At 64.5% G+C, this 13,447-nt stretch carries 15 protein-coding genes; 11 read left to right on the top strand and 4 right to left on the bottom strand.

What is annotated here, in order from left to right; translation table 11 throughout:
* The first annotated feature begins 179 nt into the window (after positions 1 to 179).
* From J0X27_RS15010 to J0X27_RS14995, 4 genes are all read left to right on the top strand, one after another.
* The gene (locus J0X27_RS15010) at positions 180 to 1,169 is read left to right on the top strand and encodes a PGF-CTERM sorting domain-containing protein (protein WP_207269962.1); all 990 of its coding nucleotides are present in this window, start codon (positions 180 to 182) and stop codon (positions 1,167 to 1,169) included.
* A 461-nt stretch (positions 1,170 to 1,630) separates the two neighbouring features.
* Positions 1,631 to 1,858: a DUF8149 family protein gene (locus tag J0X27_RS15005; RefSeq protein ID WP_207269961.1), complete on the top strand. Its 228-nt coding sequence runs from the start codon at positions 1,631 to 1,633 to the stop codon at positions 1,856 to 1,858.
* A gap of 249 nt (positions 1,859 to 2,107) precedes the next feature.
* Positions 2,108 to 2,539: a hypothetical protein gene (locus J0X27_RS15000; RefSeq protein WP_207269960.1), complete on the top strand. Its 432-nt coding sequence runs from the start codon at positions 2,108 to 2,110 to the stop codon at positions 2,537 to 2,539.
* A gap of 34 nt (positions 2,540 to 2,573) precedes the next feature.
* Entirely contained in the window at positions 2,574 to 2,924 is a 351-nt protein-coding gene (locus tag J0X27_RS14995) for a hypothetical protein (RefSeq protein ID WP_207269959.1), read from the top strand.
* Between the two features lie 96 nt (positions 2,925 to 3,020).
* Here the strand turns inward: J0X27_RS14995 and J0X27_RS14990 are convergent, their stop codons facing one another.
* The gene (locus J0X27_RS14990) at positions 3,021 to 3,365 is read right to left on the bottom strand and encodes a thioredoxin family protein (RefSeq protein WP_207269958.1); all 345 of its coding nucleotides are present in this window, start codon (positions 3,363 to 3,365) and stop codon (positions 3,021 to 3,023) included.
* 227 nt (positions 3,366 to 3,592) lie between these two features.
* Between J0X27_RS14990 and J0X27_RS14985 the strand changes: the two genes are divergently transcribed.
* The 3 genes from J0X27_RS14985 to J0X27_RS14975 all read left to right on the top strand — a co-directional run bounded on the left by J0X27_RS14985 (position 3,593) and on the right by J0X27_RS14975 (position 5,582).
* Positions 3,593 to 3,928 carry a DUF8106 domain-containing protein gene (locus tag J0X27_RS14985; RefSeq protein WP_207269957.1) on the top strand — a complete coding sequence of 112 codons (336 nt, stop codon included), beginning with the start codon at positions 3,593 to 3,595 and terminating at the stop codon, positions 3,926 to 3,928.
* Positions 3,929 to 4,311: 383 nt separating this feature from the next.
* Complete coding sequence (locus J0X27_RS14980) at positions 4,312 to 4,953, top strand: hypothetical protein (RefSeq protein WP_207269956.1); 642 nt, start codon at positions 4,312 to 4,314, stop codon at positions 4,951 to 4,953.
* The gene (locus J0X27_RS14975; protein ID WP_207269955.1) at positions 4,950 to 5,582 is read left to right on the top strand and encodes a DUF2238 domain-containing protein; all 633 of its coding nucleotides are present in this window, start codon (positions 4,950 to 4,952) and stop codon (positions 5,580 to 5,582) included. The genes J0X27_RS14980 and J0X27_RS14975 overlap by 4 nt, the downstream gene beginning before the upstream one ends.
* A 46-nt stretch (positions 5,583 to 5,628) precedes the next feature.
* Here J0X27_RS14975 and J0X27_RS14970 read toward each other — a convergent pair whose 3' ends face one another.
* Positions 5,629 to 6,528 carry a hypothetical protein gene (locus J0X27_RS14970; protein WP_207269954.1) on the bottom strand — a complete coding sequence of 300 codons (900 nt, stop codon included), beginning with the start codon at positions 6,526 to 6,528 and terminating at the stop codon, positions 5,629 to 5,631.
* A 144-nt stretch (positions 6,529 to 6,672) separates the two neighbouring features.
* On the opposite strand from J0X27_RS14970, the gene J0X27_RS14965 reads away from it, so the two are divergent.
* Both J0X27_RS14965 and J0X27_RS14960 read left to right on the top strand, forming a co-directional pair.
* The gene (locus J0X27_RS14965; protein ID WP_207269953.1) at positions 6,673 to 7,656 is read left to right on the top strand and encodes a hypothetical protein; all 984 of its coding nucleotides are present in this window, start codon (positions 6,673 to 6,675) and stop codon (positions 7,654 to 7,656) included.
* On the top strand, positions 7,649 to 7,945 hold the full coding sequence (locus tag J0X27_RS14960) for a sulfurtransferase TusA family protein (RefSeq protein WP_207269952.1): 297 nt from the start codon (positions 7,649 to 7,651) through the stop codon (positions 7,943 to 7,945). The genes J0X27_RS14965 and J0X27_RS14960 overlap by 8 nt, the downstream gene beginning before the upstream one ends.
* Positions 7,946 to 8,087: 142 nt before the next feature.
* Here J0X27_RS14960 and J0X27_RS14955 read toward each other — a convergent pair whose 3' ends face one another.
* Both J0X27_RS14955 and J0X27_RS14950 read right to left on the bottom strand, forming a co-directional pair.
* Positions 8,088 to 8,588 carry a molybdopterin-dependent oxidoreductase gene (locus tag J0X27_RS14955; protein WP_207269951.1) on the bottom strand — a complete coding sequence of 167 codons (501 nt, stop codon included), beginning with the start codon at positions 8,586 to 8,588 and terminating at the stop codon, positions 8,088 to 8,090.
* 263 nt (positions 8,589 to 8,851) lie between these two features.
* Entirely contained in the window at positions 8,852 to 9,304 is a 453-nt protein-coding gene (locus J0X27_RS14950; protein WP_207269950.1) for a MaoC family dehydratase, read from the bottom strand.
* 122 nt (positions 9,305 to 9,426) lie between these two features.
* Here J0X27_RS14950 and J0X27_RS14945 point away from each other — a divergent pair, with 122 nt between their 5' ends.
* On the top strand, positions 9,427 to 10,356 hold the full coding sequence (locus tag J0X27_RS14945) for an NAD-dependent epimerase/dehydratase family protein (protein ID WP_207269949.1): 930 nt from the start codon (positions 9,427 to 9,429) through the stop codon (positions 10,354 to 10,356).
* 379 nt (positions 10,357 to 10,735) lie between these two features.
* Entirely contained in the window at positions 10,736 to 13,426 is a 2,691-nt protein-coding gene (ppc, locus tag J0X27_RS14940; protein ID WP_207269948.1) for a phosphoenolpyruvate carboxylase, read from the top strand.
* Positions 13,427 to 13,447 lie beyond the last annotated feature (21 nt).

Raw genomic sequence — 13,447 nt, 5'->3', positions numbered from 1 at the left:
GTGTAAACAGCGTCCTACCCCGTATAGCGTCACCCTACCGCTCGAGTATGTGGCTCATATATAGGACGGGGAATCGGGTACCTCAGTTCGATGACCAGTCCTCCCCGACGACAGTCGTCGTCACGGAACGGTCGCACGATCATGGACGGAGTAGCCACAGCGGGGTACGGAGCGTGACCATGTTCGGAGCACGAACGCTTCGGGGTGTGTTGCCAGGCGGACAGCGGGCCGTCCTCGTATTCGGGATCGGTCTGGCCGTGATCGCGAGTCTCGTCGTGGCGGGTGCTGCGGGTGCATCCACTGGTACTGTCAGTCCCGATCCGAACGAATCCGTCTCGGAGGAAGCGTACGTCGAGCCAGCACCGGAGCCGGGAGACGCGTACTTCGAGGCAGCGGCGGACGACGGGAGCTGGATCAGCTACGAGAACCCACGTGACGAGTATCGAAGTCCGTATCTCGGGGACGGCTCCGGGAAAGTCTGCGTCACGTTGGTCAACGAAAACGGAGATCCGGTCGTCGGTGAGTCGGTCCCGAACACGTCCGTAACGATTCCGACGAACGACGTCACGAGCTGGCACTCCCACGCCGACCCGCTGACCGTCCAGTTTCCCCTGACCGATCACTACGAGCGCCCGCTCGACGCCGACCAGTTCGGAACCGACCCCGACATCGCCCAGGGCGACGGCTACATGGATTCCCACTGCATCGAGTTACACGGGCTTCCCGAAGACGCGACCGTCGAGTACGGGAAAGCGGACGTCTCGGGAGAGTACGCCGACCGAATCGACGTGGCCGGCTACATCCAGCAGGTCCCCGAAGGCGATGGCTGGGACACGGATATCGACCCGGTCGCTGCTGCAGAACCCTACGCGGACGCCGGCGGCGGCTGGACCTACCGGAACGGGTCCACCCACGGACAGGTCGACGTCATCCTCCAACTCGACGCACCAGCCGACGAGCGGTTCGATCCCAACGGCTCGAGTGCCTCCGATTCGGGGTCGTCCGACCAGTCCACGGACGCGACCGACGGCGACGATTCCGGCGGAAACGGCGACGACACCGGCGGAAACGCCAGCGACGAGGACGATTCGATGCCCGGATTCGGCGCGCTCGCAGCCGTTCTCGCCCTCTCGATCGCCGTCCTCGCTCGCTCTCGAGGGGACCCCTGAACTCGAGACCGATCGAGCGATAGTAGCCACTGAAACGATTTACAGACGGATCGCAACGCTATCGTGCGAGTCAGGCGCGTACTGACTTTCAGTGGCTACTGTACTGTCGGCTACCCGGAGTTGCGTCCGGCCGACTGTGAGTGAGAGCTGGCGCTCCAGGCACGTATCGGTACCACGAAAGACAGGGAACGGCTACGGATGTAGCCGGGAACCATGGAGCTCCTCGCACGTCATGACGGGGTGAACCGAACGGATGGAGCAACCCACCACCAGACTGTCGTACCCCCCGTCTATCCGAAGATTCGACCGGATCACAATAATACTGCTGGCCGAATGCCGGCAGAATTGGCGAAAACGGGTTGGAAAACCCCACGATCGAAGGATATGTGTTAACATACCATGTCAGAACGAGGCGCTCCGAACCAATTAGGTTTTGACGGTCGCCGCGAGATAGCCGACAAATGACGAACGCAAGCGAGCCGGACGAGGAGACGCCACGCGTCCCGGTCGTCTGTCCGGACTGCGAGACGACCTCCCGCGTTGCGCTCCCGGACGTCGCCGACGCCATCGAACGGCACAACGACCAGCTCCACGACGGCGACGATGTCGCCGAAGTCGATCCCGATATCGCCGATCGAATCGCGGACCTCGTCGCGACCGAACTCGGCCTCCTCGAGGAAACTGACTGAACGGTCACCCGAGACGGGAACCGATCCCGTGTGCCGACGAGACACCACCGGCGCTCTCCTCGAGCCGTCGATCGACGGGTTGGAACCGATACCGATCGACGAGCAGCGCCCGCGAACGTGCTACTAGTAGCGATTCACCCTGTCGTCCAAAATTTCGCGACATCGCTGCTCGAGACGTTATATTTCGTCTAATCCAACCGTTAGTTCAGTGAGAAGGCTTATACTGTGATACCCGACTGTGTCCACTACATGCCACACGAGAACGCGACAGCCGACTGGGACTCCGGACGCCCCACAGCCGAGACAGTGGAGCAGGACCTATCGCCGATCAGCGCCGAACGGACCGCGACGATCGCGGCGACGAGCACGGCAGCGGGTGCCGATGACGCGGACGGCGAGTTGCCGAACACGCTAACGATCATCGGCCAGGGAACGCCCTCGAGTTTCGAAGCTACCGTCGACGGCGACATCGAACTGGTCGACGCGGCGCAAGCGGCGGACGTGACTGTCGTTTCGGGAACGACCATCGAAGGGACGATCGGGACCGGGACGGTAGCGTTTCGGTTTGCCGGGGACCTGACTGACGTCACGTTCGTCGATCGCGGGATCACGGGCCTGGCACCGACGACCACGCCGAACGTCCACGTCGATTACGACGGCCCGGAACGGTCCCGGACGTAAACATACTCCCGGGAGGAGGACGTACCGACTGCCAATGGACGAACCGACTCCCGACGCCGACAGGGGCACCGATGCCGACGAAGAGATCGACGACGCTGCGGCGGAGACCGACGCCGACGACGCCGAGGCGGAGACCGACGCGGACTGGATGGAACCTGCCGACAGGCGGCTCCTCGAGTTCATGCAAGCGGAGGACGCCTTCGAACCGACACAGTTCGACGAGGAAGGGATCTGTCCCGCGCGGTACGGCTCGTATCGGTGTCGTGAACTGACGAAGTACGGACTGCTGAAACAGCACATCCCGGGCGTCTACGAGGTGACCGACGCGGGCGAACGCTACCTCGCGGGCGACCTCGATCCGAGCGACCTCGAGCCCGACGAGTAGGCTCTCCCACGCGGTGACTGCAGGGCCACCGGACAATGCGGGGAGGGGCCGCTCGTGTCGGCTCACGCCCGAGAGAAGCGGGCTCCGGCGGTATGCTTACGAACTCCCGACCGCGGTCGGAGCGTGTGTCGCGAGGAAGTCGGTGACGGCATCGCCGCCCTGGAACCCCTCGGCCAGCCGCGCGATCTCCGAGCCGTCCTCGAACAGAATCAGTGTCGGGACCGATCGGATGTCGAACCGGTCGACGAGTTCGATGTCGTCGCCAGGGTTGATCATCCCGATGTCGACCGCTGTCGCGCGGGCGACGTTCCCCAGCACCGGTTCCATCGCCTGACACAGGGAACACCCGCTGGTATAGAACTCCACGAGTGCCACGTCGTGGCTCGCGACGAAGTCGTCGAGTTCACTGCCGCTCTCGAGTCGACGTGGGGCGGTTGTCATGGTCGTACTATGGACCAGTCGCAAATACGCCTGACGGCTGGGACGACTGCGGGTCAGCGCGACCGATCGGCGCTCTCGAGACTCCCGAGATCCGGACGTCCGTCCCCCCATGAACTGTGAGATTCCGCAGCCGAGGTGTAGGGCGGCGACCGGAGCCACGTCGCCGAAGCGCCATGGTATCAGCTTACAGGGGACCGCTTTATGGCTGGGGCCTGTATCCACGCTCGATGACCCAGCCCGCATCCAGCCGAAGCGACGGGAGGCCGAAACGGCGGAAAGCGACGCTGTTCTGCTGGGAGTGCGACCACTCGAGTCCCATCGATGGCGACTGGCGGCTACAGTCACGGGACGGTGACGTCGCGTACGTCTGTCCGGCCTGTGAAACGACGCTCGCAAAACGGCCGCGTCGGTCCGATCCGACACCGGATCGGACACCCGCACCGTTTCTGACGGCCTGGCAGCGGGCCTTCCGTAGCTCGGCGACCCTCTGGCGGGTATCCATCACCGTCGGCTACACGAATCTGAACGCAGCGATCGGTGCCAGATCGGAGGGCGGCTCGTAGCGCCGCGACGACACCGGCTCTATAGTAGCAACTGAAACGGTTTACACACTGACCGCAACGCTGTCGTGCGGTCCGGAGTACAATGACTTTCAGTGGCTACTATAGTACCGATTCCAACGATTCACACACTGATCGTACAACTGTCGTGCGCTCAGGTGTGCAGTGGTATAATGCCTGCACGATTCGGGGCGTGCTCGCCGAGTGATTCCGGCACGAACCCGAAACGAGCGCTGCCGATGCAAGTTCGGAGCGGGTGCGACGAGTGGCGCTGCCATCGGCAGCCCCACCGGCGCACGTGTCGGGAGCAGTAGGGCTCCTCTCGGCTTGGAGTCGACGAAATCATCCCACCGGCTTTATCCTGCGGTAGTGTCTGGAACTCCGATATGCCCGACAACGACGGACGTTCCTCCCGAGGGGCCGGTTCGGACGGCTCGGCGGAACTCTTCGAGCAACTGTTCCGGAGCAGTCGGCTGAACGGCCTCATCGCGTGGCTGGTCGTCGCCGTCCTCGCGACGGTCTTCCTCGAGAGCGCACTCGAGTTCGACCTCCAGTGGCTCGGCTTCGTCACCAGCGTCGGCGTGATCGTACTGATTCCGCCCGCTGCCTACGGCGACTGGCGAGTCATGCTCCCCTGGGAGTTGCTCGTCCTCGCGACGTTGCCGATCCTCGTCAGGGGGCTGTTCGGCGGCAGCGTCGGGACGTTCGCCGCGTATCTCGCGGTTGCGGGTCTGGCCTTGCTCGTCACGGTCGAACTGCACATGTTCACGTCGCTGCGCGTCACCCACTGGTTCGCCGTGGCACTCGTCGTGTTGACGACGCTGGCATCGGTCGCGGCGTGGTCCGTGCTGCGGTGGAACCTGGATCGGGCGTTCGGAACGTCGTATCTCTCGACGAACGAGGCGCTGATGTACGAGTGGCTCTCCGTGACCGTCGCCGGGCTGGCGGCCGGAGTGTTGTTCGACGCGTACTTCAGACGACGGGACCGACGGCTCCGGCGGGCCCTCAGACGGGTGGTCCGTCGATGACGCTCCTCCCACGACCCTCGGTACGAAACCAGCGGCTGCTGACGGGACTGATGCAACTCGTCCTCGTCGGTCTCGTCGTTTACGGTCTCCTCGAGAGCCAGCCCAAAGCGATCGTCAACGGCGGCGTTGCACTCCTGATTACGTTCCTTCCGGCGATGTTCGAGCGCAACTACGGCGTCCCGCTGGATCCGTGGCTCGGCCTCTGGATCACGTCCGCCGTGTTCCTCCACACGCTCGGCTCGGCGGGTCTGTACGGCCAGATCGAATGGTGGGATCACCTCACGCACGCGCTGTCGGCCTCCCTCGTCGCCGGTGCCGGCTATACGGCCGCTCGATCGATCGACCTCCACGTCGAGGAGATCCACATCCCCAGTCGGATCGCGTTCGTCTACATCTTCGTGATCGTGATGGCCTTCGGCGTCATCTGGGAGCTGTTCGAGTTCGCGCTCGATATCATCGCCCTCGAAACCGGACTCACGATGCCACTGGCTCAGCACGGACTCGACGACACGATCCGCGATATCATGTTCAACTCGGTCGGCGCGCTCATCATCGCGGTGTTCGGTCAGGTTCATCTGACTAACGTCGCCGAAACGGTCCGGGAACGGTTGGTATCGGTCGATTCCTGAACCCGGCCGCGGGTCGTCCCGTGACCGTCGACCAGCCGTCGCTCCGTCACCCGCCGTCGGCAGCCGGCTCCTCCGAGAGTGCGATATGGCCCGTGGGAAACTGGCAGAGACGCGGGTCGGTGCCGGCGTGTGGATCGAACGCAGTGTAGGCAAAGGCCTGCCAGAGGACGCGTTCGGGATAGGGACGAGCGGTCAGGTCGACGGCCAGCGACTCCGCGAGGGCCTCGTGATCGAGTTCCCCGTTCACCGTCGGAACGGAAAGGGGGGTGGGCACGGACTCGAGGTCCAACCCGAACGACGGGAACAACCGATAGTCGGCTCCGAGGGCCGGATGGTGTAGTTCTCGGTCGCCGGGGAACCGAACGACGAGTTCGGGCGTCGTGGTCGTTGGTTCACCGGTACCGTCGACTCGAGCGACCGTCCGCTCGGCGAGCGAGATCCGTTGTCGAGTTCCCGCCGGAACGACGAACGTAGTTCCCTCGATGTCCAGTCGAAGGCGTGATTCGGACAGCGCTCGGACGCGAACGTCCGGAACGGCGTACGACTCGAGGAGCGCGCTCGTCGACTCGCCGGCGATGGTCGCGTCGACGGTCACTGCCGTCACCCCGTGTCGTCGCGAAACGAGATCGATCCCGGTCGGATCGGTCGCCGTGACCGCCGAGAGCGAATCCGTCGTCGCACGGAGCCCGTCCCAGGCTGCCGGTTCACTGGCCGCCGCCGGTAGCGTCGGCCGCCAGTAGAAGACCCGATGGGTGCCCTCATGGGTGTACGGCACGGCGTCCGGAAAGAACGACTCGCCGTACTCCGTCGCCTCGAGGTCGCGGTGCTCGAGTGCGAGTTCGACGTACGGAGAGCGCTCGACGATCGGCTCCGGATACGCCGCGTGGGACGACCGGTTCCAGCGCCTTTTCGTCGTCCGATCGACTGCCCCCGTTGGTTCGCTCATCGACCTCCACGGTACCGGTCGGAGACAGACGATCGAAACGCTGTTTCCGGAGATGTTCGGGCGGTCGTCGCCGACGGAATCCGAATATGTCCGCGACCGAACTTAGTCCCGGTGAGCCACAACCCTTGAGCAGGTGACTGCTCGATGGCCGATTCATCGACGGGGGTCCAACCCGCCGTCTCGACTGATCTCTTCGACAAGTACGTACTGCCAAAGATCGCGCTCGTGGTTATCCTGACCGGCTCACTGATCGGAACGTGGGTAACGGGGCGTCTGAGCGGCCAGTCGGCAGTCGTGACGCTCGCCAAGTGGTCGTACTTCGTCTCACTCGGCGTGCTCACGGGTGGGCTCGTCTGGAAACATTGCTTCGTGCGGCCTCGGGATCTCGGGACGGCAGCCAGCGAGTACTGTGCGGAGATGTACGCGCGATTCGACAGGATCGCGACCGGAGCCGTCGTCGTCCTCGTGGCGACCGGGCCCGTCGTCCTCGCAGCGTACGTCTCGGTCCTCGGGATCGAGCCGCTCGTGATCGCTCTTTGCGCATTGCTCGCGGCGTGGATCGGAACCCTCGTCGTGACGACGCGGCGGTCGGTCGCCGTCGACGCGCAGTTCCGGAGTCCGGCCGGACTCCTCGCACTGGGCCTGGCCCTGGCCGTCGTCGTCGGCACGGGACTCGCGGAGGTGAGCCTGCGTGGGTTCGATCCGATCGCAGCGGGCATCCGAACGGGACACCTCCTCGCGTTCGTCGCGTGGATCGGCGGCGCGGTCTGGAACATCTTCGTCGCCGTCCCGACGGGCCAGAAGCGACCGACAGCCGCCGTCGCCCGGGCCGCCGGCGAGCAACTCGAGCGGTTCCGCTGGGCGGTTCGGTTCATCATTCCGTTCCTGTTTCTGACCGGGCTCTTCCAGGCCGTCACCGCCCTGGGTGTCCGCGTCGAGAGCTACGTGGCGACGCCGATCGGCGTGGCCGTCCTCGCCAAGATAGCCAGTATCGGGGTGTTGGCAGTCATTTTCAAACTCTGTCCGATGTGGCGCGCTTGCTCGCCGATCGATGGGGTCTGTGACCTCGAGGAGCGCGAGCCGGATCGGGCGGCCGAACTGCAGGCGAGGGGGAACGCCGATGACTGAGATCGAGATCCCCGAGACGGCACCCGACACCGAACCCGATCTGACGGTCGACAACCGGGGACGAGGCTGTGCGAGCGGCATCGCCCGCGTCCAGCGTGCGCTCGAGGATCTGGAGCCGGGGTCGATACTGCGCATTCGAAGTACGGACCGGCGGGCGAAACAGGAGTACGGTCGCCTGGCGGCACAGACCGATCACGACCTGCTCGCGATCGAAACGAACCGGAGCGGGCTGCTCAGGAAGGAGTATACGACGTATCTCGAGATCGGAGAGCCGTCGGCCGACGACTAGTGGTCGTGAGGCGACCGTCCGTCCGGAGTAATACTGCTGGACAGAACGACGTGAAGCCGATCGCATGTCTACGACCGTCCCCGCAGGTGACGGCCACACATTCGCGACCGGCTTCGTATTGGCTGCTATCCAGTAGTGTCACTCACTCGATTCGGGAGAGTGCCAGCTCTTCGGCGGTGTCCCCCGCGAGCGGTTCCGTCTCCCGCAGGTCGATCCGACACACCCACTTGATGCTCTCCCAGCAGTCGCTCTCCGACTCCGTGGGGACGAGCCGCGCCGGGCCGCCGTGGTCGACCGGGAGCGCCTCGCCGTCGAGTTCCACGGCGAGGACGGCGTCGGCAAGCCGGGCCAGCGGGAACGAACAAGCGTACTCGTCGTCCATCCCGTGGACGAGCGCGTACGCGCTCGCGTCGGTCGGCTCGGCGAGCTCGAGCACGCTCGCGACGCGAACCCCGCGCCAGGCGCAGTCCTCGGCGACCCACCCCTCGACACACGCGAAGTCCTCGGTGTACGTCTCGAGCGGAAGCGACCGGAGGTAGTCGATGGAGAGCGTGACGGACTGCTCGACCGTCCCCGTGACCGACAGTTGCCAGACGTCCTCGTCGACGCCCGATCGGACGTCGAACTCCCTGAGATCGCTCATACGGAGCAGACGGCCCCACGAGTCATAAGGGTAGATCCGAACATCTCCGGTCACGGTCACCGGCAATCGCTCTCTCGACGTCGTCCGTGAACGGAGAGCGCTACCGATACGTCGTCGGTGCGCGAAGAACGGTTCCCGCGAATCGCATCGACTTCGAAGGAGAGTCACGAGCCGTGACGGCTCATACGGTCTCCTGTCCGTCAGTGCCGGTGGGACCGGGCCTGCCCTGCGGTCCCACCGGGAAATCGGGACAGCAAACCGTCTCAGTCGCCGCCCGGATTCCGACGGGCGATCATTCCGTGGGCGATCCAGGAGATGACGACGTCGCCGTCCTGGGTGATCCCCTCGAGACGGCTGTCGACGTACCCCCGATTCGGATCGCTCTCGGAGACCTGTTTGTCGATGATTTCCGTCCGGATCGAGAGCGTATCACCGGGTCTGACGGGCTGTTTCCAGCGAAGGTCGTCGACGCCGCTGGCACCCATGCTGGCCCGGTCTTCCAGCGGGCCGTCGACGAGCAGCCGCATACACATCGCGGCGGTGTGCCAGCCGGAGGCGACCAGTTCGCCGAACGCGGAGTCGCCCGCAGCCTCCTCGTCGACGTGAAACGGCTGGGGATCGTACTGCTCTGCGAACTCGATGATTTCGTCTTTCGTCACGTGATACTCGCCGAACTCCTGGGTGTCGCCGACCTCGATGTCCTCGTAGTACTGCATTGTCGTGTGGTGTGAGACGATCAATCAAGAACCTGTGGGACGGGGCAGGATCGACTGGCGACGGTGGGATTCGCTGCCGGGAGATGACAACACCTATGGATTGCCGAATAGGGGTTCCTGGTATGACTCTCGAGGCGCAATCCGTCCTCGTCACCGGGGGTGCGGGATTTATCGGGTCGAATCTGGCGAACCGGCTCGCCGAGGACAACGACGTGACCGTCGTCGACGACTGTTATCTGGGGACGCCCGAGAACCTGTCCGACGACGTCGAATTCGTCGATACGAGCGTGCTGGACGACGATCTCCCGACGGACGTCGACGTGGTGTTCCACCTGGCCGCGCTGTCGTCCTATGCGATGCACGAGGAGGACCCGACGACCGGTGCCAGGGTGAACGTGGAGGGATTCGTCAACGTGGTCGAGCAGGCTCGACAGGACGGCTGCGAGACGGTCGTCTACGCCTCGACGTCGTCGATCTACGGGAGCCGTACCGACCCGTCGCCCGAAGACATGGACGTGCACGTGAACACGGGATACGAGGCCTCGAAACTGGCCCGGGAACGCTACGGCGAGTACTTCTCGAACCACTACGACATGTCGATGGCCGGAATGCGGTTTTTCTCGGTTTATCAGGGCTACGGCGGTGCCGAGGAACACAAAGGCGAGTACGCCAACGTGATCGCACAGTTCGCCGACGACATCGCCACCGGCGAGTCGCCCGTCCTCTACGGCGACGGCACGCAGACGCGGGATTTCACGCACGTCTCCGACATCGTCCGCGGGCTCGAGGGCGCTGCCGACGCCGAACTCGACGGGATATACAATCTGGGAACGGGCGAGGCGTACGATTTCAATACGGTCGTGGAGATGCTCAACGACGAGCTCGGAACGGACGTCGAGCCCGAATACGTCGAGAACCCGATTCCCGATTCGGTGTACGTCCACGACACCTGTGCCGATGCCTCGAAGATTCGCGAAGCGATCGGCTGGGAACCACGGATCGATTTCGAGGAAGGGATCCGACGCGTCTGTGCGCAGTATACCGACGCGTAGCGTTCACAACGTCGATCTGCGATCGACGCAGCGCGAAGACGATTTTTGTACTCAGACGGCCGACGAACTCGAGCGCTATCGGACAACCGAGCGGACGAGCCGACAGTCACCGGCGTGGCTCGACCGTTGAAATAGTATTAATAGTCCCGTTTGCGGTCGAATATCCTACCGGGCTGCCCTCGGTGGACTGTCGCTCACCGTGTCGGCTTCGTCTCCCGCCTGTTCGGTCCTCGGGTCCGACCTGAGCGGTCGGAACACTCGTCCCCCACGAGGAGGCGAGGGTATTCGCCTCGAATTTCTATAACTATCACGGAAAACGATGTATGAGCCGTCAACTCTCCTGCGAGGGGTTTTTACCATGGCACACATATCCACAGATATGCGACTCCACAATCGGGAGGTCCGGCAGGACGTCCGAGAACTCGGAGCGCTGCTGGGAGACGTCCTCGAGAACCAGACGTCCCGCAGCGCGTTCGAGACCGTCGAATCATGTCGGCGAGCGGCGATCGAGTACCGGTCCGGGGAGCGCGATTCACGAGAGCCGCTGGTCACCGAACTCGAGGGGCTCTCGCCCCACCACCAGCGGATCGTCGCTCGCGGGTTCACGACGTACTTCGAGTTGATCAATCTCGCGGAGGAACGCGAGCGAGTCCGAACGATTCGCACGGCCTCCCACGAGGAGACCCTCGACGACAGTCTCGAGACCGCCGCCGAAGAACTCGGCGAGGCCGACATCGAGACCGTCCGACAGGTGTTAGACGACGTCCTGATCGAGCCGACCTTTACCGCCCACCCGACCGAAGCCCGGCGCAAGACGGTTAAATCCAAACTCAGAGAGATTTCGACCTATCTCGAGACGCTGGACGAACGACTGTTGACGGACAAAGAGGAGAATCAGGTCTGGCGGGACATCGACGCCGAGGTGACGAGCCTCTGGCAGACTCCACAGGTACGCAACCGCCAGCCCGAACCCGAGGACGAAGCCCGCAACGTCCAGTGGTACCTCGAGAACACCCTGTTCGACGTCGTCGGGGAGGTCTACGACGAACTCGACGACGCGATCGACGCCGAAATCCCCGGCGACCTCGAGATCCCGAAGCTCTTCGAGTTCCGCTCGTGGGCCGGCAGCGACCGCGACGGCAACCCCTACGTGACGCCCGAGGTCACCGCCAACACCCTCGAGCGCCAGCGCTCGGTCGTCCTCGAGCAGTATCGCGAGCAGCTCAAGCGCCTCTCGGGCGTGTTGAGCCAGGACGGCAGCCGGATCGACGCCGGCTCCGCCTTCCAGGCCACCCTCGAGGCGGATCGCGAGCGCCTACCGGGGAGTGCCCGAACCGCCGAGGAGCGCTACCCTGGCGAGCCCTACCGACAGAAACTCAAGCTCATGCGCGAGCGGCTCCGCCGCGTCGGCGACGTCCGCCCCGGCGGCTACGACGACGTCGACGACCTCCTCGACGATCTCGAGGTCATCGCGAAGAGCCTACGGAACAACGGGGCCGAGAGCGTCGTCGACGCCCACGTCGATCCGATCCGCCGCCAGGTCGCCACCTTCGGCTTCTCGCTTGCGAGCCTCGACCTGCGCGAGCACCAAGCGAAACACACCGACGCGATCGCCGAGGCACTCGAACGCGAGGGGATCGATTACCACGGGCTCTCGGAGGCCGAGCGCGTCGAGTTCCTGACCGACGCCGTCCTGCAGGAGGAAACCGTCATCGACCTCGAGGACACCGCGGAGCTTTCCGACGACTCCAGTCGGGTCCTCGAACTCTTCGACAGCCTCGCCGACTGGCAGACGGAGTACGGCAGCCACGCCATCGACACCTACGCCATCTCGATGACCGAGGAGCCCAGTCACGTCCTCGAGGTGCTCTTCCTGGCCGATCAGGCGGGCGTCGTCTCCCTGCCCGAACACGCCGGGATCGACATCGTCCCGCTCTTGGAGACCGAGTACGCCCTCTCGGGAGCCCGGCGGATCATGGGGACGCTGTTCGAGAACGAGGCCTACGCACAGGCCCTCGAGGCACGCAACCAGACCCAGGAGATCATGCTGGGGTACTCGGACTCGAACAAGGAGAACGGTTTCCTCGCCGCGAACTGGTCGCTGTACAAGAACCAGCGCCGGCTCGGGGAGATCTGTGCCGACCACGACGTGACCATGCGGCTGTTCCACGGCCGGGGCGGCTCGATTTCCCGCGGTGGCGGTCCGATGAACGAGGCGCTGCTGGCGCTGCCGAACTCGACGGTCACGGGCCAGGTCAAGTTCACCGAACAGGGCGAGGCGATCGCCGAGAAGTACGCCAACCCGCGCATCGCCGAGCGCAACATCGAACAGATGCTCAACGCCCAGCTACGGGCGCGCAAGCAGGCGATGGACCAACCCGAAGAGGAGGTCCACGACGAGTGGGTCGACGCCATGGAGACCATGGCCGACGCCGCTCGCCAGGAGTACCGCGACCTCCTCGAGAGCGACGGGTTCGTCCAGTACTTCGAACAGGCGACCCCCATTACGGTCATCGAAGACCTCGACCTGGGATCGCGGCCGGCCTCCCGGTCGGGCGAGCGAACCGTCGAGGACCTGCGGGCGATCCCGTGGGTGTTCTCCTGGACCCAGTCGCGGTGTATCCTGCCCGGCTGGTACGCCATCGCGACGGGCGTCGAGGCCTACCTCGAGGACGGTGGCTCGATGGAGACCCTCCAGGAGATGTACGACGAGTGGCCGTTCTTCCGGACGACGCTGGACAACGCCGCCCTCTCGCTGTCGCGAACCGAACTCGAGATCGCCGAGCGGTACGCCGACATGGCCGAGGAAGAGCTTCGCGATCGGTTCTTCCCCCGCATCTCCGGCGAGTACGAGCGAACGGCCGACCTGATCACCGAGATCGGCCAGCGCGACCAGCTGCACACCCGCGACTGGCTCGGCGAAAACCTCGAGCGGCGCAATCCCTACGTGGATCCGCTGAACATGCTCCAGGTCTACCTGCTCAATCGGACCCATCGGACGGACATCGAGGAACGAACCCTGCGACTGACGGTCAAGGGGATCGCGGCCGGCATGAAGAACACGGGCTGATCGAGCGCGCCGGCTCCGCTC

Source organism: Natrinema longum, assembly GCF_017352095.1.
GTDB lineage: Archaea > Halobacteriota > Halobacteria > Halobacteriales > Natrialbaceae > Natrinema > Natrinema longum.
The sequence above is the reverse complement of the archived record's forward strand: the minus strand, read 5'-3'. Positions and strand labels throughout refer to the sequence as shown.